Raw genomic sequence first — 26,259 nt, 5'->3', positions numbered from 1 at the left:
AAGATTTTGCAATGAATACACAAGATGTCATTGATATTTTTAAACAAGCAGATGCTATTCTAGAAGGGCATTTTATTTTAACATCGGGGCGCCATAGTGCGACTTATATGCAAAAAGCGAAAGTATTCATGCATGCTGACTTGACGGAAAAGTTATGTCGTGGATTGGCTGAAAAAATCAAAAAATCTATCGAGGGAAAAATTGATTATGTTGTTGGTCCCGCAATTGGCGGCCTTATTCCTTCCTATGAAACTTCACGTCAACTTGGTGTTCCTTCTCTTTGGGTAGAGCGTGTAAATGGCATCTTTGAATTGCGTCGTTTTGAAATCAAGAAGGGTGCACGGGTTGTTATTGTCGAAGATATTGTGACAACGGGTCTTTCCATTCGTGAGACTATTGAGGCGCTTGTTGCAGCAGGAGCAGAGGTATTGGCCAGTGCATGTATCCTTGATCGTTCTGGTGGTAAGGTCAATGTTGGAGTTCCATTGATTGCGCTTGCTGAATATGAGATAACCTCTTATACTAGTGATGCACTTCCTGCAGAGCTTTCTGTTCTTCCAGCGATTAAACCAGGCAGTCGAAATATTTAATTGTCGTTCTATTTTTTTTGTGCAAAAGCTTAAAAAGATTAATTTGGATGATATAAATTATTTCATCATCAAAAGATGTATATTGAGAGTCATATGCTTTTTCGTAGTCGAGAACCAATAGATTTTGTAACGCGTATTCGACTTTGGTTATGGCCACGTCGTTCATTTTCTCGCTCATTTTGCTACATACATAAACGTATTTTGCGTATATCAGCAACACCGCATGAAGTAGCATTAGGGGTTGCTGTTGGCATTTTTTTAGCTTGTTCCCCTTTCTTTGGGTTGCATATTATTTTGGCAATATTTTTTTCTTGGCTTTTGCGTGCAAACTTTGCTGCCGCAATCATTGGGACGATTTTTTCTAATCCACTCACATTTTTATTGATTGTCATGGCTGATTATAAAGTAGGGTATTTTTGTTTATCACTTTTTAGCGATGTCAAAGAGATTTCTCTTTCGCAAATTCGTGCTCTATTTAATGGTTTGACATTGTCAAATCTCTCTCTCCTCTTTAAAGGCGCATGGGACACAATTATGAGTCCTATGATTTTAGGTGGAACTCTTTTAGGTATTGTTTTTGGTGGTTTATCTTATATAGGTGTTTACAGAGCAACGGTTCGTTTTAAACAAAAGCGATATCAAAAGATTATAAAAAAAAGGCGTTTAAAGAAGCGTTCATCGGAAGAAAGATCGGGTAATACCGTATGATTGTTGGTCTTGGAAATGATCTGGTTGATATACGACGTATTGAGAAAATGTTGGTTCGCTATGGTGAGCGTTTTACCCAACGTATTTTTACGGATATTGAAAGGAATAGATCCGAAAATCTCAAAAAAAGCTCCTCTTCCTATGCAAAAAGATTTGCTGCTAAAGAAGCATGCGCTAAAGCCTTAGGAACGGGAATCGCTTGTGGTATCAATTGGAAAGACATGGGGGTCGTTAATTTGCCATCTGGTAAACCAATAATGCAATTAACAAATCGTGCGCAAGTGCAACTTCAAAAGTTATTACCTCCTCATCATGATGCAGTTATTCATCTTAGCATAACAGATGATTTTCCTTGGGCACAGGCATTTATTATTATCGAAGCACTTCCACGTGGATAGATGGTGTGAGAGATTGTGCTTTTGTTATTTGAATATTATGATGAAATAAATTATATCTGTGATGAGAAGGCAGTTGGTGATGATCCAAAAAGATAAAGTGCATAAAAAAGAAAAAAAAGGCGGGGTTCGTGAATTTATTTCTGTTTTAGTACAGGCTCTGCTTTTAGCAGCGGTTATTCGGACACTTTTTTTCCAGCCTTTTAGTATTCCGTCCGGTTCAATGCGTCCTACTTTGTTGGTGGGAGATTATCTGTTTGTTTCTAAGTATGCATATGGGTATTCTCGTTTTTCCATCCCCTTTTCTCCTCCTCTTTTTTCTGGACGGATTTGGGCATCTCAACCTCAACGTGGAGATGTGGTCGTTTTTCGCTTACCAAGTAATCCGAAGATTGATTATATAAAACGCGTTGTTGGGCTACCAGGTGATCGTATACAAGTCCGTCAAAGTGTTCTTTATATTAATGATGAGGCTGTTTCACGTCACTTTATGGGGGAGATTGATAATTCTGATATAACAGAGGTTAACTATCCTGTTGAGGTTTATCGCGAGACAATGCCTAACGGTGTTAGTTATGATACACTTGATTTAGCTTTCATCCCGAAAGTTGATGATACAAAAGTTTTTGAAGTTCCTCAAGGACATTACTTTATGATGGGAGATAACCGCGACAATTCAGATGATAGTCGTTTAGATGTAGGCTATGTTCCAGAAGAAAATCTTATTGGTCGCGCGAGCGTGATTTTCTTTTCTATCAGTAACGGTTCAAGTGCTTGGCAGGTTTGGCGCTGGCCATTTGATGTGCGTTGGAAGCGTTTGTTTTCTTTCATAAATACGGTTCATGATTTGCCGCTTATCAAGCAAGGAAACAACGATGAAACGTCTAATGATTGATCAGCTTTTCAAGCTGACGGGGCATCGTTTTAAAGATGAAGAGAGGTTAAAGAAGGCATTAACACACTCGAGTGTACAAGATTCGGAACAGGGGAATTATGAACGACTAGAGTTTCTAGGGGATCGGGTTTTAGGGCTTTTGATTGCAGAAATGCTGTATCAACTTTTTCCTCAGGCAAGTGAAGGTGAATTATCAGTCCGTTTGAATCATCTGGTCAATGCCCAGACATGTGCTGATATTGCGCGTGAAATGAGGCTGCCTGATATGATCCGTGTTGGTTTTGAGATGAAAAATTTCGAGGGGCGTCGACTCATCAATATGCATGCAGATGTCGTGGAAGCTTTGATTGCCGTGATATATCTCGATGGAGGATTGGAAAGCGTTCGCCCTTTTATTCAAAAATATTGGCATAGTCGGGCAAAGAAAATGGATGCTGGTCGGCGTGATGCCAAGACCGAATTACAGGAATGGGCGCATATCCAAGGCAATGCACAACCACATTATCAGGTTATAAAACGTTCAGGTCCAGATCACGATCCTGTTTTTATGGTAGAGGTAAGTATTTCTGGGTTTGCTTCAGAGATTGGGCAGGGAAGCTCCAAAAGATATGCCGAAAGAATGGCAGCTGAAAAAATTTTGCGACGAGAGGGTGTATGGAAAACAGTGGGAAAAAATGATCATGAGTGACGTTATGAAAACGCGTTCTGGGTTTGTTGTGCTTATTGGGATGCCTAATGCCGGTAAATCGACATTGGTTAATCAATTGGTTGGAACAAAGGTTTCAATTGTAACACATAAGGTACAAACAACACGAACTTTAATCCGCGGTATTGTCATTCATGATGATGTGCAAATTGTGTTGGTCGATACACCGGGTGTTTTTCGTCCCCATAAGCGCTTAGAACGTGCCATGGTCTCTGCTGCTTGGGGAGGGGCTAAGAGCGCGGATGTTCTGCTCGTTTTAATTGACGCTCAAAGTGGTCTTTCGGATGAAGTTGATATGATGTTAGATATTGTAAACAACATGAAACAAGAAAAAGTTCTTGTTCTTAATAAGGTTGATACAGTTGTTAAATCATCTCTTCTAGCGTTAACCACTAAAATAAATGAACGTGTAAAGTTTGCGCAAACATTTATGATTTCTGCTCTAAACGGTTCTGGTTGCAAGGATTTACTTCATGCGTTGAGTAATATGATGCAGGAGGGACCATGGTATTATCCGGAAGATCAAATTTCCGATATGCCCATGCGTCATCTTGCTGCTGAAATTACGCGTGAAAAACTTTTTCTTCGTCTTCATGATGAACTTCCTTATTCCTCAACGGTTGAAACAGAAAACTGGGAAGAGCGTTCAGATGGTTCCGTTAAAATTAATCAAGTTATTTATGTCGAGCGTGAGAGTCAGAAAAAAATTGTCTTAGGAGCAAAAGGCGATACAATTAAAGCGATTGGTCAAGCAGCACGTAAAGAACTCATGGAAATTATGGATCAAAAGGTTCATCTTTTTCTCTTTGTGAAAGTGCGCGATAATTGGGATACCGATCCAGAACGTTATCGCGAAATGGGATTGGATTTTTTAAAATAAGATTTTTAAAAATAATTAAAGTAAAATGAAGTGGAAAGAACAAGCTGTTATTCTTGGTACACGCCAATATGGTGAAACAAGTGTTATTCTTGAGGTTATGACACGTGAACATGGTCGTTATATGGGAGTGGTAAAAGGGGGGCGATCGCGTCGTATGGCAGCTCTTCTTCAACCTGGAAATTTTGTGGAGGCTGAATGGTGGGCTCGTTTAGAAGAACATTTGGGACTTTTTCGGCTTGAAGCTCTTGATTTACATGCGGCAAGATTAATCTGTCTACCAGAAGCACTTTATGCTTTGCAATTGATAGCTTTTCATTTGCGACTTCTTCCCGAACGTGATCCGCACCCCGTTTTATATGATATTTTACACCTTTTTATGCAGAATTTTGATGAACCATTTGTAAATGCAGAATTGCTTGTACGTTTTGAAATGCGGCTTCTTGAAGAACTTGGTTTTGGTCTTGATTTATCTTGTTGTGCTGCAACAGGTCGTCAGGAAAGGCTTCATTACGTATCACCAAAATCTGGACGGGCTGTCTGTGAAGAAGCAGGGGAACCTTGGAAAAAAAAGCTTCTCATTCTACCACAATTTCTTGTGCAAAGAACGACTCGTCCTACTGATTCTAGTGACATAATAAATGGTTTTATACTGACGGGTTTTTTTCTTATGCGTCATGTCTGGGAGCCACGAGATATAAAGCAGCCGTCAGTGCGCATGAATTTGATACAATTATTTGAGCGCCAATTTGATATACAAGCATTAATTTATTAATCTGATGATAATTGAATGGGAAAATGAAAGTTTTAAAGACAATTGCTGAAGTCCGACAATATACTTCAGAGGAACGACGTTTAGGTTTTTCGATTGGTTTTGTTCCAACAATGGGGGCATTGCATGATGGTCATCTTGCATTAGTACAGTATGCAAGAGCAATGTGTGATCGCGTATTGGTTTCTATTTTTGTCAATCCAAAGCAATTTGGACCTCATGAAGATTTTGCTCAATATCCAAGAGATTTGAAGGGCGATTGTGCTTTGTTAGAAGAAGCAGGTGTTGAATGTGTTTTTGCCCCTTCTGTAGATGAAATGTGGCCACTGGGAAATGATACAATTGTGCAAGTGAAAAAATTATCACGTATTTTGATGGGAAAATTACGTCCAGGGCACTTTTGTGGTGTGACAAGCGTTGTTGCTAAACTTTTTAACATTGTCCAACCAGATAAGGCTTTTTTTGGGGAAAAGGATTTTCAACAAATTTTAATTATTCGGCGTATGGTTGAAGATTTGGCTTTTCCTATTGAAATTGTTGGAGTTCCTATTCTACGGGAGTCAGATGGTGTAGCTTGTTCTTCACGCAATCAGTTTTTAACATTAGAAGATCGTAAAGCTGCCAAAATTATTCCTGAAAGTGGGAAAGCAGCTGAAAAGCTTTACCATGAAGGTGAACGGTCGGTTGATAAATTATGCAAAACTGTTCGTGATATTTTACAACAAGAAACGCGTGCAATCATTGAAGCAATAGATTTACGGGATATGGAAACTTTATGCGTGGTTAAAGGAACATTGAATAAACCAGCAGTTTTACTTCTTACTGTTCGCTTTGGAGAGGTAAGGCTGATTGATCAATATATATTGCAAGAGAAGGGCGGAAAATGAGTGTACATAAAACCGTAAAGCGTATAACATCTTCCGAAATACGTGCAAGAAAGGGACAACAGCCAATTGTTTCTTTAACAGCTTATCAAGCTTATACTGCGCGGATTGCTGATCCATATTGCGATATCCTTTTGGTTGGTGATAGCGTTGGTATGGTTGTGTATGGGTTTGAGACAACGCTTCCTGTTAATTTAGATATGATGATTTTACACGGACAAGCCGTGGTGCGTGGATCTCAAAAAGCTCTTGTGGTTATTGATATGCCTTTTGGCTCTTATGAGGAAAGTCCAGAGCAAGCTTTTTTTAATGCATCGCGTATTCTTGCTCAAACGGGGTGTGGTGCAGTTAAGCTTGAAGGTGGTGTTTATATAGCGGAAACAATTGATTTTTTGTGTAAACGTGGCATTCCAGTGATGGGGCACATCGGTCTCACACCCCAGGCGGTGAATCGTTTTGGTGGTTTCAAAACACAAGGACGAAAACAGAGTGATTGGCAAAGAATTGAAGCCGATGGGGCTGCAATTGAGGAGGCCGGTGCTTTTGCTATTGTTTTAGAAGGGATTGTCGAACCTTTAGCAGTAAAACTGACAGAAAAGCTTTCTATCCCTACGATCGGTATTGGTGCATCCAATCAGTGCGATGGACAAGTATTGGTTATGGAAGATATGTTGGGCTATGGTGCTCATGTGCCAAAATTTGTACGCCGTTATGGAGACCTTGAACAAGCCATGGAAACTGCAATAAAGAATTATGCAAAGGATGTCACATCTCGTGCTTTCCCAGCGGATAATGAAGTTTATAAACTAAAATAAACTTCAGTTTAAGATGAAAAGTTTGACAAGGGAACATTTGTTGTTTTGATAATGAAAGTGCATTATTTCATATATTTTGTATGCAATTTGAGCTGTGCTTTTTTTTTAAAGAAAGCTTTCTTAAGGAACTCAACTCCTATTTCGCGACGGCGTCTGTGAATGGTATATAAAAAGCAAGTAAAATAAAATAGTTATGTCTAATATGGGGGAATAGGTGAATCTTGATTCTATTGAGTTTTTTTGCCTCTATCCCTCATCTTTTTGGAGCTTTTTTATAGCTTCAAGAGCTAGTCTTTTACGATCTGCGCTCTTTGTGTAAAGAGATGCCATAGCATCATTTGTCCAGCCAAAAATTGCTTTGAGTTGTGATACTGTTGCACCAGAGTTAGCTGCGCGTGTTGCTGCTAATTTTCTTAATCCATGCGCCGATTTTTTAATGCCAGCCGCATTACAAGCGTCTCTAAATGTATCGCCAAAGCTTTCTTTGGAGAGTTTTTGATTAGTTTTACTACAGATGAATGTTTCTACTCCAATAGGACCAGCTTCAAGCGTTTTGGCTAATTCCGGTAAAATAGGTAGAAAGACATCTGTTTGGAATTTACTTTTCTCTGTCTTAAGATGAATGATATTATCTTTCACATCTTTCCAACCAATTCGTACCGCATCACCACGACGCAAGCCCGTATATAAAAGAACATCAATCCAAACGCGTTCATGGGTACCATGGGACCATCTTTGATAATATTTCTCAACATCTTCTTCTGTCCAAATAGGAAAGCCGCTTTTATTTTTAAGAGGAGGTTTTTTGACGCCTAAAGTTGGATTATTTTCCAAAAGACCTTGATCAATTGCCCAATTAAAAAGTCCATTAAGGGCTTTCAGAAAGTTTCTAGCCATTGCTGGTGTTTCTTTGCGCCGTTCAACACCGGCTATGATATGTTTCTTTTCAATTGCTTGGTATGGAATATTTCCTATGGAGTCGCATATCTTCATAAGAATGTATTCTTTTTGTTTCTTTGTAGTATTAGAGTAGCTATGCCAATTAGAGCTGTTAAAGTATTGTTTAAGCAGCCATGCAAATGAACCTTCAACAAGTTTACCGGTTTTGGATTTAGGAAGTATAAGTCCTTGTAACTCGGCAAGTGCGCTTTTGTAGTTATCAACAAACTCTTGCGTTCCATAGGTACCGCGTATTCTAATGCGTTTGCCATGACCAATACGTACATACCATACAATTTTGCCATGTTGAGTAATTTGTTTGACAAGATGAGGAGGGCGTGGTTTTGGCATAATCAATTTTACATCTTAGAGAGCGCGGTTTCGTAATATTCATTCTTTGACAAATCTAAAAGTTTGTCTGGATGCGCTGCTGAATTTGGTAGTGGAATATCGGATTTGAGATAGATAAGCAGTTCACCGGTAGGTTTGATTTCTACGAGTTCACAACCTTGTTTTTTAGCTTCTCTTAAAGCGCGTGCAATGGCTGGTTGCGTTATAGCAGCTGGACGAGGCGCCATATCTTTTCTCCTTACATTGAGATGCAATTCACGTGTGGCGTGAATCACGCTTGTGTTGAAAGTTGTTAGGAAGGGTGGGGGTGCTCGTAGATATGCGGGGAACAAAACACCCCCATAAGGTTAAGCAGCTTTTGTTGAGAGTTGTTGTATCTCTCGTTCTATCTCTGCTAAAAAGGTTTCAACAGCTTGATTAATCTGTTCAATTTGTTGATCATCACGGAAAACACGCTTGACTTTCATGCGTAAGTGAAAGAATTCCCCCGTAAAACGTGGGTCATAGCTTACGAAATCACACCATTTTCGTTCTGTACAAGCCATTTGGAATTGCATTTGTGCGTGATATTCTGGTTTGATTTCGTCACCTATACAAAAGCGCATATGTGTTACTGATCTGGGGCATTTGACTTCGATTAAACCGTCTTCTCCAATGAGACCATCGGGGCTAGCCCCCGCCATTTGGATTGTGGGGTGTTGGATAAAGCCGCATTTTGTTATATCGGCATCATAAATGAAGCCATATTCTCTCAAGGCATCTTCTTCATGCTCAATACCCCAACGCATATCTTCAGTTTCATAATAGGGGCTTGTTTCTCTTGTTAAGCGCTCTGTTATGAGTTTGATTTTGTAGTCTTCATATTTGCTTGTAGGCAATCCTTTTGCTGTCTTACTGATAATGTTGTAAACATTAGATGCGGTGACTTTACCCAAGCGTGCTTGGAACCATTCTGCTGTTCTTTGTTCCATCTCACACCACCGTTCTTTGTTCTTGTGGTGCATATTCTATATCTTGGACGTGAATATATTCGGCATCTTGTATAGGCGCTTCTATTTGCTTTTGTTGTAGGAAAGATTGTTCTTTTTCATGCTGTCTCTTTTGCAAAACATCCAAAATCCTTTGTGCTCTTTCATCAGGAAGATCTTCAAGCTTTTGGACTCGTCCATACTCAAGCACTTTTTCTTCTTCTGTTTGAGTGATGTTTATTAATTGTTTGATTTGCGTAAGCACGTCATAAGAAACTAACTTCGTTTGTACGTTATGGTTTGCTTCATGGATACGTGCGGCTTCATCTTCTTCATAAATACCGGAAAGCCCGAAAGCATAGCGAGCACATTGTATAGTGGCTTTATGGCGCAACATACGTGCGGGGTATTTTTTCCAAGGTTCACTGTGGGCTTGTTCGCATTCTTTGCGATATTCGGTGACTTCGATAGGGTCTTTAATGCCTTTGAGACGAATAGCACATTTGATAGCAATGATATTCCCATCCTCATTGAGTTGATCTTGAAAGGTCATGCCATCAAAGTCAGGATTTGATTTGATGATCTTTATCCAACCGTCGATAGAAACAACGGGTATGATGCCGCCGCCTTTTTTAGGGAGTGCATAGATTTCTTTTGTTAAAGGGTTAAGTCCATAAGTATTGGCAACAAAAAGAAAAACGGCAAATTCTGCATCAGTGATGACACTAGCATTTTTATCTCCAATACAAGTTTTTATGATTGTGGCTCGAAATTCTTCAGCAGAAAATCCATATTTTTCTGCCATTTCTTTTAAAAAAGTAGAATTTGTCATCTTGATTTCCTACATTGCGCGCAATTCACCCGTGTCGTGAATCACGCATCTGTTAAAAGGCTGGTTGGTTGTTAAATTTTTATGTCTTGAGGAATTCTCGTGTTTCCGCGAATATTAGCTAATCCACGAATTTCGGCATTTCTAAAAATCTTGACTGCGTCATAAATGCGAGCACTATCATAAACTTTTGCATCTCCAAAAATCTCAACATTTCCATAATTAACATCATCCTCATACGTGAAATTGGAGCATGATATAATGACATCACCATAAACTTTAGCATTGTTATAAATGAGAGCAGGACCACAAATTATTGCGTTCCCATATACACGAGCATTGTCGTAAACCTTGGCACTATTCTTTATTCGTGCATTCTCAAAAACTGCTGCGTCACCATAAATACGTGCGTCATTGTAAACTTCTGCATCACCGCAAACATGAGATTTGTCGCGAACAACAGCATCACCAAAAACATGTGCTCTACCAGAAACCTTGGCATTACCGTAAACAACAGCACGACTGTAAACTTGTGCATCAGAATAAACTGAAGCATTTCCACTAATACAAGCGCCATCAAATATCTTAGCATTATGAAAAATGGTAGCGCTTTCATACACCTTGGCATCATCATACACCCAGCAATTACCTTTATGACCTAAGTTATATTCCTTTTCAATAAAACCACCAAGATCTCCTTTTTTGACATCATCAAAATCCCTTAAAGCACGAATACGGTGAAGAGTTTTTCCATCAAACTGAATTGTTTCATCAGTAAGTTCGTATTTTCTCATCTGGTTTGTTTCCTAGTTGAGATTCTTCTATTGTCATTAATCCAGTCGTCCCAACATACACATGCATCACCGTAAATTTTTGCATGACCGTAAACATGCGCATCACCGTAAACTTGTGCACTTCCATAAATACGAGAATTGTCGTAAATGTATGCCTCACCGTAAACTTGTGCATTGCCATAAACTTCTGCATTATCAAAGACATGCGGTTCACCGCAAATATATGCCTCACCGTAAACTTCTGCATGACCGTAAATGCATGGTTCATCGAAAACTTCTGCTTTGCCATAAATACGAGAATTGTCGTAAACCTCGGCATAACCGTAAACTTGTGCATTTTCGTAAACCTTAGCATCATCATAAACCTTGGCATAGCCCCCAACCCAGCAATTGCCATCATGACTTAGATTGTCTTCTTTCTCGATATAGCCGCCAAGATCACCAGCCTTGACATCATCGAAATCCCTTAATGCACGAATGCGGCGGAGCGTTCTGCGCCCAACTTCGATTGTTTCATCAGTCATTTCGTATTTTTTTTCCATGGTTTTACTCCTTTAAGTTAGATTCTGCCTTTGTCGTTCTTGCAAAAGAACGGCATTGCATTGTGTGGTGAATTTTTTGAAAAGGTGGCGTCTTTTAAAAACGCCTTTAGCTTTTAAAGCACATCACAAGGACGCAAACGGTGTTGTTTTTCGTAAGAACCATACATTGCATCATCATATTCGCGCTGTTTTATATCATCTAAAAAAAAACCGTATGCTGAACTATGCGTAACAAAGTCGTGAGGAATGTTTCCGTTGAAACACTGCTCTTCACATTCTTTAAGATAGAATTCGGCAATATCTTCAGAGATGTCTTCGCAACGATTAGTCGTTGGTTCAATACGCAAGATTTGGACAGCATTATCGGCTTGGTCGATAAAATTGATAATGTCCTTTTCTTCGAAGAAAGTTCCATATTTAGCGAGATTTTGCTCTTCATTTTCGCACATCACTAAGAGAATTTCATCAGATTTTATAAACACTGGTTTTGTCACAAATGCCTCCATAGAGCCTATTGGCAAAAGTTATTTTCTAAGATATGGAGTGAATATATTTTCGCTTTACGGTAATGTCAACATAAAAATACCGTATAACGAAAATTATTTTATGAGTATTCATCTAAAGATTAGTGTGTTTTTATAGATATTTGGAGATTTTATGAAAGGTTATAAGACTGCCAAAAGAAAATTTTTACAATTGTCAAATGAAGAAAAAATAGCAGTTATCGCTTTTTTGATTCGATTAAAGTATGAAGAAACGCTAAAACTGCCCTCCGTTCTTCTTCATTGCAAGACGAATATAGATCATAAAAATCTTGATCTATCTTGCTTAAAGCCGGATACGGAGGATACTCCTTAAAGAAACTGTGTAGCTTCACTAGCTCTTCTGCGGTGATATCACGGTAGGCTTTAGAGTCAGAGTCATCAATCGATAATAAGCGCGTAATAGATGATGGACTCAATCCTAAATGTTGCCCTAAAGCCTTACGGCTTCCATGCCCCATTTCATTTAATTTTTCATTAATCCACATTTTTATTAGCTTTTGAAAATCCATTTTATTTTTCTCTCTTAAAATTATTAAATAATCAATATTGCGTATTACGAAAATTTTGCGTATATTTGCGTAATACGTAAATATATGACAGAAATTTTGGATTACATGATTACTCCAGCAGTTATGATTATAAAATATTTAGGTGGTGCAAAACGTGTGTCGTTGATTTCTCAATGCCATGTGTCTGCTGTTTATAAATGGACTTACCCCTTTGAAAAGCGAGAGGGTAAAGGCGGCATCATTCCAGCTAAATACCAAATTATGCTTTTGAACTATGCACGTGAGCATGGGATAGATTTGCGTCCAGAAGATTTTTTTTATCCCGAGCGCTTGCAGAGATTAATGCAAGAGCAACACCCCCCAATTACGAAAATTTGCAAAAGTTCCAGCGTTGATAGCGCGCGTGAGACTTTGCAGCCTTAAGGAGATAAAGATGGCTGTAGAAAAGAAATATGAATTCACGGATGAGACACGTGTTTTTGGTAATCACACACTTCATCGTATTAAAGCCTTAAGAGATTTTGGAGATGTGAAGGCTGGAGAGATTGGGGGGTATATCGAAAAAGAGAGCAACTTAAGTCATCATGGTGAATGTTGGGTTGCTCCGAAGGCTTGTGTTTTTGATAATGCCAAGGTTTATGAAAATGCATGGGTTTTTAATGGAGCCAACGTTTATGGAAACGCCCGTGTTTATGGCAATGCCCGTGTTGGTATAGATGCTTTTATTTATGGAGATAGCTATGTTTATGGCAATGCCCATATTTATGGCAGAGCTAGAGTTTATGAAAATGCTCGTGTTAGTGGGCATGCGCATGTTAGTGACCATGCCCGTGTTTATGGCAATGCCAAGGTTTGTGGCTATGTCTGTGTTAGTAATGATGCTTCGGTTTATGGCAATGCGCATGTGTATGGGAATGCTAAGGTTTGTGAAAATGCTCGTGTTTACGGAAATGCCAAGGTTTGTGGATATACCAAGGTTTGTGGCTATGGAGAGGTTAGCGATAACGACGAAGTTTACATACGTAAACACGTTTCATATAGCACAAACGAAGCGCATAAGGATGATGCTGGTAAGCCTCGTATAGAGCTTATACCGCCGTTGGCACTGCTTGAAATCGGTAAAGTTTTAGAGTTTGGGGCAAAGAAGTACGGAGCAAACAATTGGCGTAATGGCATGCACTGGAGCAGGTTACACGGTGCTGCTTTACGTCATTTATTAGCATGGTTTGGTGGAGAGCATAAGGATGCTGAGAGTGATTTATCACACTTGGCACATGCGGCTTGTTGCATTCTTTTTTTAATGGAATGCGAAGCACAACAGATTGGTCATGATGACCGCCCTCATAAAAATTAAAGGAGATAAAGATGAGTTCGAATGAAATTTTATGGATAGCAGTGGTTTCAGTTTTGCTCTTAAGCGGAGTGATGTTTCGTATTGCATTGCATTATCGCAACCAAGTTAAAGCACTTAAAGAGCAGGTTCAAGATCTTAAGAAAGAAATGAGAGAGAATGAGTTTAGGTATTTAAAGGAAAGCAAGCAGACAATTGATCAATGTGATGCGGATCTTGAACAATGCGACAAGCTAATTGAAGAACTGAAGCAAGAGATTGAAGAACGTGACGAGGAAATTGAAGAACTTAAGCAAAAGATAGATGCGTACCGAGAAGAGTTTAAACGGAAAAGTGAAAAGATACAGGCACTAAAAGCAGATGTTCAATCACGTGATACGGAAATTGATGAACTGAAACAAAAGATGAAAGAATGTGACGACGAGGAAATTAAAGAACTGAAGCAAGAAATTAAAGAACTCGAAGTAGATGTGCAATTACGCGACGAGGAAATTAAAGAATTGAAGCAAGAGATTGAAGAACGCGACGAGGAAATTGATGAACTGAAACAAAAGATGGAAGAATGTGACGACGAGGAAATGGAAGAACTGAAGCAAGAGATTGAAGAACGTGACGAGGAAATTGAAGAACTTAAACAAAAGATAGATGCGTACCGAGAAGAGTTTAAACGGAACAGTGAAAAGATACAGGCACTAAAAGCAGATGTTCAATCACGCGACGAGGAAGTTGAAAGACTAACACAAGAGCTTAAACAGCGTGATGAAGTAGTAAAAGCGCCGGCTCATAAGAATAAGAAGAGTAAGAAGAAGGGTAAGTGAGGAGAGAGGGATGGGCTTAATTGCACTTATTATATCTTGTATTGCTAATTTGTGTTCATGTTATGCGGTTTATACCAATTTTAAAAACATAAAAATGCTTAGACAAGCGATAAAAGAACGAGATGAGTTAATAGCGTCACAAAAAGCGTTGATGGAAGGACAGCTAGCAGAAAATGAAGAGAAAATACAACATTTACAAAAATTACAAAAAGAAGTGCAAGAACGTTTGTTGGAATCTGAACAGAAGAAATCTAAAGAGCAAGAATATTTGACTGAATATGAAAATATTAATGACAATCTTCAAGAGCCTGAAGATGTTCGTGCGCTTGTAAGAGAGTTTGTAAACAAAGCTCCAATTATAAATGAATATAGTGATGAAAAAGATGATGATAGAGCACGAAAGATATTGCAACAATTAATGATGGATGAACAGAGAAAGAATGAAGCAATTCAAATTATTAACGATGTCCATACATGGTTTATGGCAAAAAAAACCGTTACAATTGAAGAAGTTAATAAATGGGATAGATCGCAATATTTATTATTTCATCTTGTGAGGCCAAAGCCACTGACATGGGCTGAGTTGGCTGAAAAAAGTATTGAGGAACAACAGCGTTATTGTTCAAATTGGAAAACCATTATTCTTTGAACGTAACAGCTGTAAGAGCTCTGGTTCTGGTTCAAAGTATTGAATATCGCGGACGGGAAAATTCACTTTTTCTGGTGGATTTTGAGGATCTACGGCAGTGTGTTCTAAAGTGAATGTTAGTCTAGATGGTGTATTATTATTTATAGGTACGATAGTAAGAACCAAGTATAGCGAGCCGGAAACATCAAGGCTAAATACATTAAGAGTATCATATATTTTAGGTTCTACTTTAGGTTTTTTAAAACAGAGAAGTTTGAAATTTTTGGGGGAGATGGTGTGTACCTTTTTATAAGGAGGAAAAGGATAGGATATACTATATGTTGCATGAATAAATCTAAAAAGGCTGTCTTTATTTATACTAATCGAATTGATTGTAATTGGTTGTTTTGTAGGATTTGCAATGAATAAAGCTATATCGATGAATAAAAATACGTCACTATCGGGATCTTTATATGTTCGCATATATTGTGACAAAACATTAAGTTTTCTTTGCTCTAAAATTTCTGTCTGTTTTTCTAGAACGTTGGTAAGCTTTTCTAGCGCTTGTGCTTGTTGTTTAGTTGATTTAGCTATGTTCATGGCATTAGCTAATTCAGCTTTAAACTTTTCTAGATCTTCTTTTCTTAATTTTTCAGCTTCTATTTTGTCTTCCTTTCTTAATTTCAATGTCTGTTTAATAGAACGAAAAGCAAAAATTGCTGATAATAAAGCACCAACCGAAGAAAGTGCTGAAAATAATACAGAAAACGCTGAAAATAATACAGGATGCTGTTCTATCCAATTTAAAACTGCTTGCATATTTTACACACCGTTCTTTCTTTCATTTTCGGAAAAAAACAACCTAATAAAACACATTGTGTATGGAGTAGCGCTGTGATTAACACGATTCTTTGTTTTGATCTAGGTACCAAAACGGGGTGGGCGATACGTGGTGCAAGTGGTGACATGTTCAGTGGTACCGTGAATTTTCAATCACGCCGTTTTGAAGGCGGTGGAATGCGTTACTTGCGTTTTAAACAATGGCTATCAGAAATAAAGCAGACAGCAGGTCAAATTGACGCAGTGTATTTTGAGGAGGTGAGGCGTCATGTTGGCACGGATGCAGCGCATGTTTACGGAGGTTTGTTAGCAACGTTAACGGCGTGGTGTGAACATCATCAGATACCGTATGAGGGAATACCAGTAAGTACGATTAAGAAAGCGACGACAGGCAAGGGGAATGCGTCGAAAGAAGAGATGATTAAGGCGGTGCGTGCAAAAGGGCACAATCCGAAAGATGATAACGAAGCAGATGCTTTAGCAATTTTATATTTAGTTAAAGAAAGGGAATTGGGGTATGTCCAGTAAATTACCATGGACGAGGCTTTTTGCAGACAAGTGGGCAATAGTTGTTGATTATTTGCCTGCTGTAGAGGGCAATATCTATATGCGATTACGGTTACGTATGTTGCGTACTGGTGAACCTCTTTTTTATAATATTAAAGTTTTATCTCATTACACTGGTTATTCAGTGAAGAAGTTTGAAGCGGCACTGAATGTTTTGCTTGAAGAAGGATATCTCATTCGTTTAGCAGATGGTCGCTTATGGAATTTAGATGTTGAGGAAGAACTCAATAACTCTAATGAGAATTTAGATAAAGCTTCGGAAAAGGCTTCAAAAGCAGCAAAAGCTAGATGGGATAAAAACAAAGATAAAAGTAATGATGATGCACGTGCAATGCATGAGCAATGCACAAGTAATGCATATGCAATGCTAAATGATGCCAATAACATTAACAATAACAATATATATAAAAAAACTAAAACTATCGTTTTAGCAAAAAAAGAAATTGGTTCTGAAAGTTTAGAAACAACTAATTTGGTTCAAGAGCCAACTGAGGTTGCTGCTGTTGACAGCCAATCAGAACAAATCGAAACGTTAGAAACCAACCAACCAATCATTCACGAGCAAGAAAGCGTTCCTAAGAAAGCCAAGCGGGTTAAAACCGATAGAGGCTGTCGATTGCCTGCGGATTTTGAACCCGATTGCGATTTTGCGATTAGAGAGGGCTTGCCTCCAGAGCGTGTGAAAGTCGAAATCGCAAAATTTAGAGATTATTGGAATGCCAAGGCAGGTAAGGACGCATGCAAAACGGATTGGCAAGCAACATGGCGCAATTGGGTACGCAAGGCAATTGAAGATTTACAGAAAGGAAAAAACTATGGAAAGCCAAGCACTGAAACAACAGAACAGCAGCGTGGATGGAGTTATCGCGTTGCACAGCACATGTCCAATATCAAAAATTCAGATAGTGTGTACAAATTTTTATTCGAGGATGACAACCGAACCACCATTCCTTTGGAAAACGGGGCAAAAACCATTGATTGCAGAAGCGGAGAGAATTACCTCATTAGTCCATGATGCATTGCAAAAGCTTGAAAAGAAAGCGACTGAAGAAGAAATTCAAACAACGTATCTTGTCCTTTCAAATGGACTTAAGAGCCCCATGGGATCAGATGAAAAAGCGACAGCGCTTGCGTATCTTTACGCTCTTGAAGGCATAAGCAGCTGGGTATTGCAAACGGCAACAAAGAACGCTTTGAAAGGCAAAGCCGAGGGCTTGAATGCAACCTTTATGCCCTCAACAGCAGATTTTTATCGTTACTGCGAAAAGCTTGAAAGCGATATTCGCTTTCGTGCAAAACACATTCTTAGGAATCTTGAAAAGCCTGAAAAGGGAACAAATCAAAAGGCACCGATGCCATCAGAACGCATTGAAAAGCCTCATAGAAGTCTTGAAGAGGTTTTAAAGGGCATTGAAGGATAAACAGCAAAGTAGTGAAATTTGCTGATGATTTTGAGAATAGACATGCGTTTAAATTGACAGAAAGGCACCGTACAGAGCGATTTAAAGATTTTATGATAAAAACCACATTGAAATTAAAAACGCTTCTGTACAGTCCATTTTGAGGCAAATAAACCCATTGGTAAAGTTATGGATTTAGATAGGGGATATTAAACCAGATGTTTTTAAAAAAACGTAAACAGAAAGGGCAAAAAAAGTGGGTTGCAACGGCGGTCGGTCATGCACCATGGGGATTAGGGGTAGCAGAGTATTTTTATAATCTTTACGAATATGATGATGGCACAAGAGAATACGAAGAATTTGACGGTGGTCAGTATCATGAGATGCCTTGTAAAGTTGATTACAGTACCAAGGCGCAAGTGAAAGCATGGGTTTATGGGGGTGGTATTCCGCAAAGCGTTCTCAATTACGAACCTCTTATAGACGAGATCAATAAAGAGATCAAAAAATTATCAAAAACCGCAGGAAATAAATATGTTTACAGATAAGCAGCTAAGAGCCTTGTTTGGTATTATAATTTTTATATTTTTATGCTTTTTAGGAATTAAAAAAAATCCCTACTTTATCCAAGGTATTTTGATATTTGCATCTTTTGGTTTGATAATAATAACAAATATTTTTGTAATTTTATGCAATTCTCATATTCCTTTTGAGTTGCAGAACAATCCAAAATATAAAAAAGATGATGATACAACAGGTTGGAAGATATTAACACGTGATTTACAACAGTATATGCACCGACTCTTAAAGCTAATAAGTTTAGCACTTGTCGTTTTAATTTTTCCAAATAGTTATACTGTATTTTGGTATTTAGATATCGTTATTTGGTACTTTTTTTTAATTTATTCATTCTTTCTCATGTTGCATACACGCAGTTTAATAAACATGTCCATTTACGCACTACATTTTTATACTAAAAACCAAAAGTAAAATTTAAAAGCACTTGATATTCAACTAGGTAGGTATCAAAATGAAAAAATTGAAAAAAATAAAAAATACGTATTGACATTAAGGAAAGGTTCGTTTAGAAAGGCGTCAAGTGCTAAAAACACTATATGAATAGCGAGTAAACCACGATAAGGTTTCTCCCATTTCTTTAAAAGACTGGCTTTCTTTTATGCTTTAAGAGCGTATAATGATTATGTCGGGTGTAGCTATGCCATACAATACCCTTCGCGAGGGAAAAGCATAGCGGCGGACTATTCACCGTGTTTTTAGCGCCCGGCGCCCTTTTAGGGTTGTCAATTAAAAACTCTATTGAATAGGATTACTAGCATGAAAGCTACAGTTAAAAATCAAAAAACATCTCCAAAATATCAACTCACCAATCAAACAATTCTTCGTGAGGGTAAAAAACTTTATCGCATTAAGGCGTTAAGAGATTTTGGTGATGTTAAAGCTGGTCAACTTGGTGGCTATATTGAATCTGAAGAAAATCTTTCCCATGATGGTAATTGCTGGGTTGGTGATCAGGCCATTGTTGTGAGCCCTGGTCGTGTTTACGAAAATGCGCAGGTTTATGGCAATGCAGGTGTTGGTGGTTTTGTATATGGTAATGCTCGCGTCTACGATTCAGCAAAGGTTTTTGCCAATGCCCATGTGTATGATAATGCCCATGTTTTCGATAGTGCAAAAATTGTAAGTAAAGTGCATGTTTATGAAAATGCCAATGCATGTGGCATGGCTATTGTTACTAAGAATATTTGTGGTGACACAATGAAGAATGTTTATACAGAACGCCTTTCTCCTTATGGTGAAATTTGCTTTGTTATGTGTCGTCCTCATAGGAAAACAGCTTAAATAACGGCGCGGGCGCGGCGGGGGCGCCTCCTTATAACCATTTCATTTAAAAATTTGTTTGAATATTAGATTAGGGAGCTACCTATGACCACTACAACTGTATCTAAAAAATATGAATTTACTAATGAAAACTTCACTTTTGATGGTCTTACTTTACACCGCATACGTGCTCTAAGAGATTTTGATGATGTTAAGGCGGGAGACCTCGGCGGTTTTATTGAAAATGAAAGTAACTTATCCCATGATGGCAATTGCTGGGTCTATGATAATGCCGCGGTTCTTTTCGATGCAACTGTTTATGAAAATGCTAAAATTTATAATGATGCTAAAATCTTTAGAGGTGCCAAGGTGTATGGCAATGCTATCGTTAATGGCAAGGCATTGGTTTTTGATACAACCGCTCATATTTATGATAACGCAAAAATTCATGATAACGCTAAGGTCTGTGGGCATGTTTATGGTAATGCCGTAATTAGTGATAATGCTACTATTTCTAATGGTGCCAAGGTTTATGACAATGCCCGTGTCTATGAAAGTGCCTATGTTTGTGGCTATATTTTTGGCAATGCCCATGTGTATGGCAAGTCACGCATTTATGTCTGGGCACGCGTTTATGATAATGCCCATGTTTTTTGTAATGCCTGGATTAAGGATTATTCAAGTATCTATGGTCATGCCAAGGTTTCTGGCTCGGCTCGTGTTGGTTGCTTTGTAAGGATTTATGATCATGCCAAGGTCTATGGCAAATCAAATATTGATCATCATGTGCAAATTTATGGCAATGCTGTTGTCAATAGCCGTGCAAAAATTCGTAATGATATCTGTGATGATAATCTGTCACTAAAAGACGCTGCTTAAATAACGCGGGGGGCTTCTTTATAGCAAAAAAGCCGCGTCCTTTAAGACACGGCTTTTATTATCAAAACAGCTAGCGATCTAAATAAACGATTAAAATAACCAATCGAAATATAAAAGAACGTCTCCTTATTACACAAAACGTATCAAAACGCAAGCTGTTAAGTAAAATAAAAATGAGATTCATTCTTTAGATTCAGTGGGTTATAATAAATTTCGTTTGTAATTACACCCCATAATGTGTTATACTATCATCAGTTGTGAGTTTGTTTTGTTCTAAGTACTATTTTCCATTAAAGGACAGAAAACAAATGCTTAATAAAGTGATTTTAATTGGTCATTTAGGTGCCAATCCAGAAAGCAAAACAATGTCATCTGGCATCGAGGTGGTCAATTTTCGAATGGCAACGTCTGAGAGCTATACAGACAAGGCAACCAATAAGAAAGTAGACAAAACTGAATGGCATTCCATTGTGGTGTTTAATCCACATTTGGCAAAAGTAGCACTTCAGTATCTCAGTAAAGGTAGCAAAGTTTATATCGAGGGGCGACTACAAACTCGTAAATGGCAAGATAAAAACGGTGTTGAACGGTATGTAACAGAAGTCATATTGCCTCAGTACAAAGGCGAGTTAAAGCTTTTAGATGGCAAAAATGATGATAATCAAGAGCCGTCATCAACTTATGACAGAAGCATTTACAGACCTCTTGATACACCCCATACCGTTATGAATGACAGTGTTCCTTTTTAATAGAGGGTATTTAAATGTCTGATAAGCCGCCGCTCCATACCTTTAGTGCAATCTGTAAATCTAAGCCAGTTTATAACTATACTATTACAGAGCAAGAGATAAAATCATTACAACATAATAATAAGATTGAGACATTCTGTAATATATCATCAGACTTTCTAATTGTAATGATGGTCATTATCTTCGTGTGGATGATACGTGATGATGATGATTGGAAAAAATTAGCAGCCTTTGGTATATCAGTAGTGTTACTGTTATTTGTAGTGATTTTGGGTGGAGAGACACGGTCAAACTCAGAGAAAATTTGGGAAAACGTTAAACAGGTGTCTGAGGTTATCTGTGAAAAAAAATAAAAAAAGGGGACGCCCTAAAATAGCAGGGCAGGTAAGAGAACCAAATGGACGTATATCACGTGCAAAAGCACTACGTGAAGCCGTTGATAAATTGGCAATAGAAATGCGTGCAAAGCGCTTCGGTTTAACGCTACAAGAGGCAAAAAATCCACTCTCTGGTACTTACATAGGGCGACTTTGTTTGCAAGGTGTGCTTACACAAGAGCAATATGACGCCGCGCAACAATATCTACAGATCAGAAACGATTACCTTTGTGCAAAAGGCTTTCCAAGTGCTGTTTATGATGAGATGCCCTCATCATCAGATGATAAGGCAAGAGACAAATGGGTAGAATTTGCTACAGAGCAGTTTTTCAATATGCAAGAGGCAATAAAAGAAGCACAATGCCTCTATAGACAGTACAATCTTCACGCAGCACTACAGTACCTCGTGATAGAAGATCAAATGCTACCATATCTTGTGAATTCATTACGTGTTGCTCTTAATGCTCTTCAGAAACATTTTGATCGTAAATGACAATCTCTATTACGGTTTCATTATATTGTATATCGTTTGTAAGTTTCTGCAAAATTCAATGGATTCCTTTAAACTTTTATGATCATTTCTTTTCACTTGAGATACTATGTTATTTACTTGTTCTTTTCTTAAATCGGAACGCTTATCTATAGCCATCATAAATTTTTTTGCATAATAAATCATTGGATCCTCGTTATCATTGACCACGTCGTATGCCCACATAAAATCGCTTTCACTCCAATCATATTCATCGCGTAAACGCTTTATTACATTGGGTAGATCCATTTGCGACATCTCCTTATTATAATCACCCCGCAATAAACTCATAAGGGATGCACAACCAACAACTGATATGTGACGATACAATATATCTTCCTGTTTAAAAAACGAATATTCTGTGCCCGTGCTGAGTGAAAGTTCTTCTGCTTTGCGTATCTTTTCAGAATGCATAGAGCCAATATATGATTCACTTACGTATTTGTTGTAAAGTTGATTATACTTCTCTTTAGTATCTACACTTGTAAACATACGCGTCAATTTGTCTATAAATCCAAATGACGCTGATGCAGGTAGCGCTGATATAGAAAAGAAAGCTATAAATGTTATGATGCGTGTTATGGATAATGATTTCATCGTTTTGAATCCCTAATTATTATAAGCGCTGTTTAACTGATTCCCTTTGAAGTTATCAATATGTGTTATTTTAGTGTTGACAAAGTGTAGCAAATCGTATTTAATGACATTGCTGTACTTAGGCGTATTTTGTCTAGACGAGAGGCAGTGCAGTTTGGAATCCCCGCAAATGCGGGGTTTTTTATTATTTGGAGGGCGTATTTTATGACATCAGAAAATACACAGCAGGCTCCACAACCGATTAAAAAGCGTATACCCCCAAAGGCAGGTCAAGGGCGTGTCAAAGGCGTTCCGAATAAGATGACGCGCATTTTAAAAGAAGCAGTGGTTAAGGCTGCTGAGAATGCTGGGAATAAAATTGGCAATGATGGTTTGATTTCTTATTTGGAAAAGCAGGCTATGGAATGCCCCGCTGCTTATTTAGCGTTGCTTGGTAAGGTGTTGCCTTTACAGGTAACAGGTGAAGATGGGGGAGCCATTAAGGTGATAACGCGTGTAGAAATCGCGCCTTTGGTCAATGACAACACGACAGATTAGTATTGTACCAAAACTCATTCCTATTTTTGCAGGGGACGCTTTGGTACGGGCGGCATGGGGAGGGAGAGGGTCTGGAAAGACAAGATCATTTGCCTTGATGGCTGCTTTAAAAGGCTATCAATTTGGTATGCAAGGGATATCAGGAACTATTCTTTGTGCACGTCAGTTTCAGAATTCTTTGGCAGAAAGTTCATTGGAGGAAATTAAGCGCGCCATTGAAGCGCATGACTTTTTAAAGGACTATTACAAGGTTGGGGAGTCGTCGATTAAGTCGATTGATGGTCGTATAGCCTTTCAGTTTTCTGGACTTGACCGGAATATTGCAAGTATCAAATCCATGGGGCGTATTTTGCTTTGTTGGGTTGATGAGGCAGAGCCCGTTACAGAGACAGCTTGGCAAACGCTTATACCGACGTTGCGTGAAGAGGGAGAGGGGTGGAGAGCAGAGTTATGGGTGACATGGAACCCATTGCGAGAGAATGCCCCCGTTGAGAAGCGGTTTCGCTTTTCAGACAATGAGGCAATTAAGCGTGTTGAGATCAACTGGTCAGACAATCCGAAGTTTCCCAAGATCTTGAATGAAGCGCGGCTTGATGATCTTAGAAACCGTCCAGAGACCTATAAGCATATCTGGGAAGGGGCTTATCTTACAGCGGTTCAAGGCGCTTATTATCAAAAGGAAATGTTGGCAGCCGAGCAGGAGGGGCGGATAGGGCGTGTTGCTCGTGATCCTTTAATGCAAATACGCGCCTTTTGGGATATTGGGGGCACGGGTGCTAAGGCAGATGCCACAGCGATATGGATAGCGCAATTTGTTGGTCGAGAAATCAGAGTGCTTAATTATTACGAAGCACAGGGACAGCCTTTATCGGAACATATAGGCTGGTTACGTCAAAATGGTTATGAGAAGGCACTGATGGTTTTGCCCCATGATGGTGCGACCAGAGACCGTGTGCACAATGTGAGTTTTGAGAGTGCTTTAAATGATGCGGGCTTTGAAACACAGGTTGTTCCCAATCAGGGAGCAGGGGCGGTTAAGATGCGTATAGAGGCGGTGCGTCGTATTTTGCCGTCTGTTTGGTTCAATGAAAAGACGACGGTAGCAGGGCGTAAGGCGCTGAATTGGTATCATGAGAAATGGGATGAGAAGCGCAATATTGGCTTGGGAGCAGAGCATGATTGGTCCAGTCATGGAGCAGATGCCTTTGGATTGATGTGCGTGGCTTATGAAGAACCTCCGACGATACAAAGGCGACCAGCTTATAGCGGCAGAACGGAATATGAGAGTACCTCATGGATGGCAGAATGATGTATGATGAAGAGCATTTAGATAAAGAAAGTAACGCATCAGATCTGTCGACAGAAGGCTTATTTCGCAAGCTTGTCAGTTGGTACAAAGAAGATGTGGAGCATGTGAATAAATGGCGTGAACATGCGCGGGAGGATTTTCGTTTTTACAATGGTGATCAGTGGAATGAGGCTGATTTAGCGGCGTTAAAAGAGCAACGCCGCCCCGTTATGACCTTTAATCGTATTGCCCCATTGGTCAATGCCGTTGTGGGGTCAGAGCGCAATAACAAGCGCGAAGTGCAGTTTATTCCACGTCAAGTAGGTAAGGCATTGCCTAGTGAACTGCTTACCGGTGCGGCAGAATGGTTTCGGGACATGGCGCATGCAGAATACGCTGATAGTGACGCTTTCCAAGATGCGGTTATCTGCGGCATGGGGTGGACTGATACGCGTCTTGATTATGAAAACAGCTTTGATGGTGAACCGGTAATTACGCGTTTAGATCCTTTAAAAATGGTTTGGGACAGTGCAGCGGTGCAACCGAACTTAACCGATGCGCAACGTTTGTGGTATGTGGACCGCAAGCCTTTGGAAGTAGCCAAGCAGATGTTTCCCAAATCTCATTGGACAGAGCTGAGTGCAGATTGGGCAAGGGATGGGAGTTCTCATGAAGGTGTTCACCATAATGATCTTGATTATTACAGTGATGAGGGGAGCATTGATGTTGAAAATGGTCGTCGGATGGTCACGCTTGTTGAATGCCGTTGGTTTGAAAGCGAGCGATATTACAAGGCACCTGATTTAGAAACGGGGGAACTTCGTGACTATAGCGAAGAGGAATTTAAGCGGTTCCAATGCATGATGCCTAATATTCAAGGGGCAGCTTTCAATAAAAAGGTTGTAAGGCGTGCTTTTTTAGGGAGGAAATTGCTTGAATCGCCCGATCAACCCATGGTTCCAGCTGGTCAATTGGGTTGGGAGTGTATTACCGGTTATTTTGACAAGATAGAACGGCAATTTTATGGTGTTGTGCGTCCTACAAAAGACCCTCAACGGTGGGCGAATAAATATTTCAGTCAAGTGATGTATATCCTTAATAGCCAATCCAAAGGCGGGATAATGGCAGAGAGTGGTGCATTTAAGGATGAGAGAGAAGCAGCAAAAAGTTTAAGCCGGTCAGACAGTATTACATGGGTTAAACCTAACGCATTGGCACAAGGAAAGATCCAACCCAAACCCGTAGCACAGTTTCCACAAGGCTTTTTCCAGCTGTTTAATGAAGCTAAGGAAGCAATTAATCAGGTGACTGGTTTATCGCCCGAATTCATTGGCACAAGAGAAGTGACACAAGCCGGTATTTTGGAGGCACAACGACGCCAATCCAGTTTAAATCTGCTTGCTTGTCTGTTTGATGGTTTACGTTTGTACCGCAAGCGGCAAGGTAAGATTATTTTGCACTTGATACAGAATTACTTGTCCGATGGTCGTTTGGTACGGATATCTGGTGAGGAGAATGCGCAATATATTCCTTTGACGCGTGAAGAAGTAACGAGTGTTGAGTATGACATTGTTGTCGATGATGCGCCAACCAGCCCGAATGAGAAAGAACGCACCTTTGGCATTATCACACAACTGCTTCCATTGCTTCAAAATGCGATTACGCCGGATATTATGCTTGATCTACTTCGTTATTCTCCATTGCCGGCGTCATTGCTTAATCGTGTCAGTGAGAAGTTCCA

Annotated in this window: 36 protein-coding genes and 1 pseudogene; 27 read left to right on the top strand and 10 right to left on the bottom strand. The window is 39.2% G+C overall.

Annotation, left to right across the window (positions count from 1 at the left end; all coding sequences use genetic code 11):
* Window positions 1–11 precede the first annotated feature (11 nt).
* From pyrE to panB, 9 genes are all read left to right on the top strand, one after another.
* On the top strand, window positions 12–590 hold the full coding sequence (gene pyrE, locus ACFIJ9_RS02675) for an orotate phosphoribosyltransferase (protein WP_375635833.1): 579 nt from the start codon (window positions 12–14) through the stop codon (window positions 588–590).
* 93 nt (window positions 591–683) lie between these two features.
* Window positions 684–1,298, top strand: coding sequence for a DUF2062 domain-containing protein (locus ACFIJ9_RS02670; RefSeq protein ID WP_375635691.1), 615 nt, complete (start codon window positions 684–686; stop codon window positions 1,296–1,298).
* Entirely contained in the window at window positions 1,295–1,696 is a 402-nt protein-coding gene (gene acpS, locus ACFIJ9_RS02665) for a holo-ACP synthase (RefSeq protein WP_375635690.1), read from the top strand. Before ACFIJ9_RS02670 ends, acpS begins: the two co-directional genes overlap by 4 nt.
* Before the next feature lie 79 nt (window positions 1,697–1,775).
* Window positions 1,776–2,588, top strand: coding sequence for a signal peptidase I (gene lepB / locus ACFIJ9_RS02660; RefSeq protein WP_375635832.1), 813 nt, complete (start codon window positions 1,776–1,778; stop codon window positions 2,586–2,588).
* Entirely contained in the window at window positions 2,569–3,276 is a 708-nt protein-coding gene (rnc, locus tag ACFIJ9_RS02655) for a ribonuclease III (RefSeq protein WP_012754936.1), read from the top strand. Before lepB ends, rnc begins: the two co-directional genes overlap by 20 nt.
* On the top strand, window positions 3,269–4,174 hold the full coding sequence (gene era, locus ACFIJ9_RS02650; RefSeq protein ID WP_012754937.1) for a GTPase Era: 906 nt from the start codon (window positions 3,269–3,271) through the stop codon (window positions 4,172–4,174). The genes rnc and era overlap by 8 nt, the downstream gene beginning before the upstream one ends.
* Before the next feature lie 25 nt (window positions 4,175–4,199).
* Entirely contained in the window at window positions 4,200–4,946 is a 747-nt protein-coding gene (recO, locus tag ACFIJ9_RS02645) for a DNA repair protein RecO (protein ID WP_375635689.1), read from the top strand.
* Between the two features lie 23 nt (window positions 4,947–4,969).
* On the top strand, window positions 4,970–5,830 hold the full coding sequence (gene panC, locus ACFIJ9_RS02640; RefSeq protein WP_375635688.1) for a pantoate--beta-alanine ligase: 861 nt from the start codon (window positions 4,970–4,972) through the stop codon (window positions 5,828–5,830).
* A complete protein-coding gene (gene panB, locus ACFIJ9_RS02635) occupies window positions 5,827–6,642 on the top strand; it encodes a 3-methyl-2-oxobutanoate hydroxymethyltransferase (RefSeq protein ID WP_375635687.1) in 816 nt (271 codons plus the stop codon). The genes panC and panB overlap by 4 nt, the downstream gene beginning before the upstream one ends.
* Before the next feature lie 246 nt (window positions 6,643–6,888).
* Here the strand turns inward: panB and ACFIJ9_RS02630 are convergent, their stop codons facing one another.
* The 8 genes from ACFIJ9_RS02630 to ACFIJ9_RS02595 form a co-directional block, all read right to left on the bottom strand.
* Window positions 6,889–7,932 carry a tyrosine-type recombinase/integrase gene (locus ACFIJ9_RS02630; RefSeq protein ID WP_375635686.1) on the bottom strand — a complete coding sequence of 348 codons (1,044 nt, stop codon included), beginning with the start codon at window positions 7,930–7,932 and terminating at the stop codon, window positions 6,889–6,891.
* Window positions 7,933–7,940: 8 nt separating this feature from the next.
* Window positions 7,941–8,159, bottom strand: coding sequence for a hypothetical protein (locus ACFIJ9_RS02625; protein ID WP_273723922.1), 219 nt, complete (start codon window positions 8,157–8,159; stop codon window positions 7,941–7,943).
* A gap of 120 nt (window positions 8,160–8,279) precedes the next feature.
* The gene (locus ACFIJ9_RS02620) at window positions 8,280–8,903 is read right to left on the bottom strand and encodes a lambda exonuclease family protein (protein ID WP_375635685.1); all 624 of its coding nucleotides are present in this window, start codon (window positions 8,901–8,903) and stop codon (window positions 8,280–8,282) included.
* A gap of 1 nt (window position 8,904) precedes the next feature.
* A complete protein-coding gene (locus ACFIJ9_RS02615) occupies window positions 8,905–9,732 on the bottom strand; it encodes a RecT family recombinase (RefSeq protein ID WP_375635684.1) in 828 nt (275 codons plus the stop codon).
* Between the two features lie 71 nt (window positions 9,733–9,803).
* The gene (locus ACFIJ9_RS02610; protein WP_375635683.1) at window positions 9,804–10,523 is read right to left on the bottom strand and encodes a hypothetical protein; all 720 of its coding nucleotides are present in this window, start codon (window positions 10,521–10,523) and stop codon (window positions 9,804–9,806) included.
* Entirely contained in the window at window positions 10,520–11,065 is a 546-nt protein-coding gene (locus ACFIJ9_RS02605) for a hypothetical protein (RefSeq protein ID WP_375635682.1), read from the bottom strand. Before ACFIJ9_RS02605 ends, ACFIJ9_RS02610 begins: the two co-directional genes overlap by 4 nt.
* Before the next feature lie 113 nt (window positions 11,066–11,178).
* Window positions 11,179–11,559 carry a hypothetical protein gene (locus ACFIJ9_RS02600; protein WP_375635681.1) on the bottom strand — a complete coding sequence of 127 codons (381 nt, stop codon included), beginning with the start codon at window positions 11,557–11,559 and terminating at the stop codon, window positions 11,179–11,181.
* Window positions 11,560–11,786: 227 nt separating this feature from the next.
* Window positions 11,787–12,119 carry a hypothetical protein gene (locus ACFIJ9_RS02595; RefSeq protein ID WP_375626997.1) on the bottom strand — a complete coding sequence of 111 codons (333 nt, stop codon included), beginning with the start codon at window positions 12,117–12,119 and terminating at the stop codon, window positions 11,787–11,789.
* Between the two features lie 105 nt (window positions 12,120–12,224).
* Between ACFIJ9_RS02595 and ACFIJ9_RS02590 the strand changes: the two genes are divergently transcribed.
* From ACFIJ9_RS02590 to ACFIJ9_RS02570, 5 genes and pseudogenes are all read left to right on the top strand, one after another.
* Entirely contained in the window at window positions 12,225–12,542 is a 318-nt protein-coding gene (locus tag ACFIJ9_RS02590; protein ID WP_375635831.1) for a hypothetical protein, read from the top strand.
* A 10-nt stretch (window positions 12,543–12,552) separates the two neighbouring features.
* A pseudogene (locus tag ACFIJ9_RS02585) lies at window positions 12,553–12,924 on the top strand (hypothetical protein); the annotation flags it as partial.
* Between the two features lie 213 nt (window positions 12,925–13,137).
* Complete coding sequence (locus tag ACFIJ9_RS02580; protein WP_375635830.1) at window positions 13,138–13,473, top strand: dATP/dGTP diphosphohydrolase domain-containing protein; 336 nt, start codon at window positions 13,138–13,140, stop codon at window positions 13,471–13,473.
* Between the two features lie 11 nt (window positions 13,474–13,484).
* Window positions 13,485–14,288, top strand: coding sequence for a hypothetical protein (locus ACFIJ9_RS02575; protein ID WP_375635680.1), 804 nt, complete (start codon window positions 13,485–13,487; stop codon window positions 14,286–14,288).
* A gap of 10 nt (window positions 14,289–14,298) precedes the next feature.
* Window positions 14,299–14,937, top strand: coding sequence for a hypothetical protein (locus ACFIJ9_RS02570; protein WP_375635679.1), 639 nt, complete (start codon window positions 14,299–14,301; stop codon window positions 14,935–14,937).
* Here the strand turns inward: ACFIJ9_RS02570 and ACFIJ9_RS02565 are convergent.
* Window positions 14,911–15,735, bottom strand: coding sequence for a hypothetical protein (locus tag ACFIJ9_RS02565; RefSeq protein WP_375635678.1), 825 nt, complete (start codon window positions 15,733–15,735; stop codon window positions 14,911–14,913). The two genes, ACFIJ9_RS02570 and ACFIJ9_RS02565, sit on opposite strands and share 27 nt — an antisense overlap.
* Window positions 15,736–15,810: 75 nt before the next feature.
* On the opposite strand from ACFIJ9_RS02565, the gene ACFIJ9_RS02560 reads away from it, so the two are divergent.
* From ACFIJ9_RS02560 to ACFIJ9_RS02515, 10 genes are all read left to right on the top strand, one after another.
* Window positions 15,811–16,284, top strand: a complete 474-nt coding sequence (locus ACFIJ9_RS02560; protein ID WP_375635677.1) for a crossover junction endodeoxyribonuclease RuvC — start codon at window positions 15,811–15,813, stop codon at window positions 16,282–16,284.
* On the top strand, window positions 16,274–17,338 hold the full coding sequence (locus tag ACFIJ9_RS02555; protein ID WP_375635676.1) for a hypothetical protein: 1,065 nt from the start codon (window positions 16,274–16,276) through the stop codon (window positions 17,336–17,338). Before ACFIJ9_RS02560 ends, ACFIJ9_RS02555 begins: the two co-directional genes overlap by 11 nt.
* Entirely contained in the window at window positions 17,298–17,744 is a 447-nt protein-coding gene (locus ACFIJ9_RS02550; protein ID WP_208431280.1) for a hypothetical protein, read from the top strand. Before ACFIJ9_RS02555 ends, ACFIJ9_RS02550 begins: the two co-directional genes overlap by 41 nt.
* A gap of 197 nt (window positions 17,745–17,941) precedes the next feature.
* The gene (locus ACFIJ9_RS02545; RefSeq protein WP_375635675.1) at window positions 17,942–18,271 is read left to right on the top strand and encodes a hypothetical protein; all 330 of its coding nucleotides are present in this window, start codon (window positions 17,942–17,944) and stop codon (window positions 18,269–18,271) included.
* Window positions 18,258–18,713 (top strand): hypothetical protein, encoded by a 456-nt coding sequence (locus ACFIJ9_RS02540; RefSeq protein ID WP_375635674.1) that lies wholly within the window; start codon window positions 18,258–18,260, stop codon window positions 18,711–18,713. The genes ACFIJ9_RS02545 and ACFIJ9_RS02540 overlap by 14 nt, the downstream gene beginning before the upstream one ends.
* A 345-nt stretch (window positions 18,714–19,058) precedes the next feature.
* Complete coding sequence (locus ACFIJ9_RS02535; protein ID WP_375635673.1) at window positions 19,059–19,583, top strand: hypothetical protein; 525 nt, start codon at window positions 19,059–19,061, stop codon at window positions 19,581–19,583.
* Between the two features lie 84 nt (window positions 19,584–19,667).
* Window positions 19,668–20,441: a hypothetical protein gene (locus tag ACFIJ9_RS02530; RefSeq protein WP_375635672.1), complete on the top strand. Its 774-nt coding sequence runs from the start codon at window positions 19,668–19,670 to the stop codon at window positions 20,439–20,441.
* Between the two features lie 308 nt (window positions 20,442–20,749).
* Window positions 20,750–21,190 (top strand): single-stranded DNA-binding protein, encoded by a 441-nt coding sequence (gene ssb / locus ACFIJ9_RS02525; RefSeq protein ID WP_375635671.1) that lies wholly within the window; start codon window positions 20,750–20,752, stop codon window positions 21,188–21,190.
* Between the two features lie 14 nt (window positions 21,191–21,204).
* Window positions 21,205–21,543: a hypothetical protein gene (locus ACFIJ9_RS02520; RefSeq protein WP_375635670.1), complete on the top strand. Its 339-nt coding sequence runs from the start codon at window positions 21,205–21,207 to the stop codon at window positions 21,541–21,543.
* Window positions 21,530–22,060, top strand: a complete 531-nt coding sequence (locus tag ACFIJ9_RS02515; RefSeq protein ID WP_375635669.1) for a hypothetical protein — start codon at window positions 21,530–21,532, stop codon at window positions 22,058–22,060. Before ACFIJ9_RS02520 ends, ACFIJ9_RS02515 begins: the two co-directional genes overlap by 14 nt.
* Window positions 22,061–22,069: 9 nt before the next feature.
* Here ACFIJ9_RS02515 and ACFIJ9_RS02510 read toward each other — a convergent pair whose 3' ends face one another.
* A complete protein-coding gene (locus tag ACFIJ9_RS02510) occupies window positions 22,070–22,693 on the bottom strand; it encodes a hypothetical protein (RefSeq protein ID WP_015856175.1) in 624 nt (207 codons plus the stop codon).
* Window positions 22,694–22,897: 204 nt separating this feature from the next.
* On the opposite strand from ACFIJ9_RS02510, the gene ACFIJ9_RS02505 reads away from it, so the two are divergent.
* From ACFIJ9_RS02505 to ACFIJ9_RS02495, 3 genes are all read left to right on the top strand, one after another.
* Window positions 22,898–23,230, top strand: a complete 333-nt coding sequence (locus ACFIJ9_RS02505; protein ID WP_375635668.1) for a hypothetical protein — start codon at window positions 22,898–22,900, stop codon at window positions 23,228–23,230.
* The gene (locus ACFIJ9_RS02500; RefSeq protein WP_375635667.1) at window positions 23,211–24,539 is read left to right on the top strand and encodes a PBSX family phage terminase large subunit; all 1,329 of its coding nucleotides are present in this window, start codon (window positions 23,211–23,213) and stop codon (window positions 24,537–24,539) included. Before ACFIJ9_RS02505 ends, ACFIJ9_RS02500 begins: the two co-directional genes overlap by 20 nt.
* Window positions 24,524–26,259, top strand: a 1,736-nt coding sequence (locus ACFIJ9_RS02495; protein WP_375635666.1) for a portal protein, incomplete at its 3' end; no start/stop codon positions are given. The genes ACFIJ9_RS02500 and ACFIJ9_RS02495, both read left to right, overlap by 16 nt.

The organism is Bartonella sp. MR90HLJMH, assembly GCF_042194115.1.
In the GTDB taxonomy this organism is placed as follows: Bacteria; Pseudomonadota; Alphaproteobacteria; order Rhizobiales; family Rhizobiaceae; genus Bartonella; species Bartonella grahamii.
This window is presented reverse-complemented; position numbering and strand designations above follow the sequence as displayed.

Bases quoted from the DNA above. Each gene is read 5' to 3' on its own strand.
- pyrE (WP_375635833.1), top strand. From the start codon at position 12: ATGAATACACAAGATGTCATTGATATTTTTAAACAAGCAGATGCTATT.
- ACFIJ9_RS02670 (WP_375635691.1), top strand. From the start codon at position 684: ATGCTTTTTCGTAGTCGAGAACCAATAGATTTTGTAACGCGTATTCGA.
- acpS (WP_375635690.1), top strand. From the start codon at position 1,295: ATGATTGTTGGTCTTGGAAATGATCTGGTTGATATACGACGTATTGAG.
- lepB (WP_375635832.1), top strand. From the start codon at position 1,776: ATGATCCAAAAAGATAAAGTGCATAAAAAAGAAAAAAAAGGCGGGGTT.
- rnc (WP_012754936.1), top strand. From the start codon at position 2,569: ATGAAACGTCTAATGATTGATCAGCTTTTCAAGCTGACGGGGCATCGT.
- era (WP_012754937.1), top strand. From the start codon at position 3,269: ATGAGTGACGTTATGAAAACGCGTTCTGGGTTTGTTGTGCTTATTGGG.
- recO (WP_375635689.1), top strand. From the start codon at position 4,200: ATGAAGTGGAAAGAACAAGCTGTTATTCTTGGTACACGCCAATATGGT.
- panC (WP_375635688.1), top strand. From the start codon at position 4,970: ATGAAAGTTTTAAAGACAATTGCTGAAGTCCGACAATATACTTCAGAG.
- panB (WP_375635687.1), top strand. From the start codon at position 5,827: ATGAGTGTACATAAAACCGTAAAGCGTATAACATCTTCCGAAATACGT.
- ACFIJ9_RS02630 (WP_375635686.1), bottom strand. From the start codon at position 7,932: ATGCCAAAACCACGCCCTCCTCATCTTGTCAAACAAATTACTCAACAT.
- ACFIJ9_RS02625 (WP_273723922.1), bottom strand. From the start codon at position 8,159: ATGGCGCCTCGTCCAGCTGCTATAACGCAACCAGCCATTGCACGCGCT.
- ACFIJ9_RS02620 (WP_375635685.1), bottom strand. From the start codon at position 8,903: ATGGAACAAAGAACAGCAGAATGGTTCCAAGCACGCTTGGGTAAAGTC.
- ACFIJ9_RS02615 (WP_375635684.1), bottom strand. From the start codon at position 9,732: ATGACAAATTCTACTTTTTTAAAAGAAATGGCAGAAAAATATGGATTT.
- ACFIJ9_RS02610 (WP_375635683.1), bottom strand. From the start codon at position 10,523: ATGAGAAAATACGAACTTACTGATGAAACAATTCAGTTTGATGGAAAA.
- ACFIJ9_RS02605 (WP_375635682.1), bottom strand. From the start codon at position 11,065: ATGGAAAAAAAATACGAAATGACTGATGAAACAATCGAAGTTGGGCGC.
- ACFIJ9_RS02595 (WP_375626997.1), bottom strand. From the start codon at position 12,119: ATGGATTTTCAAAAGCTAATAAAAATGTGGATTAATGAAAAATTAAAT.
- ACFIJ9_RS02590 (WP_375635831.1), top strand. From the start codon at position 12,225: ATGATTACTCCAGCAGTTATGATTATAAAATATTTAGGTGGTGCAAAA.
- ACFIJ9_RS02575 (WP_375635680.1), top strand. From the start codon at position 13,485: ATGAGTTCGAATGAAATTTTATGGATAGCAGTGGTTTCAGTTTTGCTC.
- ACFIJ9_RS02570 (WP_375635679.1), top strand. From the start codon at position 14,299: ATGGGCTTAATTGCACTTATTATATCTTGTATTGCTAATTTGTGTTCA.
- ACFIJ9_RS02565 (WP_375635678.1), bottom strand. From the start codon at position 15,735: ATGCAAGCAGTTTTAAATTGGATAGAACAGCATCCTGTATTATTTTCA.
- ACFIJ9_RS02555 (WP_375635676.1), top strand. From the start codon at position 16,274: ATGTCCAGTAAATTACCATGGACGAGGCTTTTTGCAGACAAGTGGGCA.
- ACFIJ9_RS02545 (WP_375635675.1), top strand. From the start codon at position 17,942: ATGTTTTTAAAAAAACGTAAACAGAAAGGGCAAAAAAAGTGGGTTGCA.
- ACFIJ9_RS02540 (WP_375635674.1), top strand. From the start codon at position 18,258: ATGTTTACAGATAAGCAGCTAAGAGCCTTGTTTGGTATTATAATTTTT.
- ACFIJ9_RS02535 (WP_375635673.1), top strand. From the start codon at position 19,059: ATGAAAGCTACAGTTAAAAATCAAAAAACATCTCCAAAATATCAACTC.
- ACFIJ9_RS02530 (WP_375635672.1), top strand. From the start codon at position 19,668: ATGACCACTACAACTGTATCTAAAAAATATGAATTTACTAATGAAAAC.
- ssb (WP_375635671.1), top strand. From the start codon at position 20,750: ATGCTTAATAAAGTGATTTTAATTGGTCATTTAGGTGCCAATCCAGAA.
- ACFIJ9_RS02520 (WP_375635670.1), top strand. From the start codon at position 21,205: ATGTCTGATAAGCCGCCGCTCCATACCTTTAGTGCAATCTGTAAATCT.
- ACFIJ9_RS02510 (WP_015856175.1), bottom strand. From the start codon at position 22,693: ATGAAATCATTATCCATAACACGCATCATAACATTTATAGCTTTCTTT.
- ACFIJ9_RS02505 (WP_375635668.1), top strand. From the start codon at position 22,898: ATGACATCAGAAAATACACAGCAGGCTCCACAACCGATTAAAAAGCGT.
- ACFIJ9_RS02500 (WP_375635667.1), top strand. From the start codon at position 23,211: ATGACAACACGACAGATTAGTATTGTACCAAAACTCATTCCTATTTTT.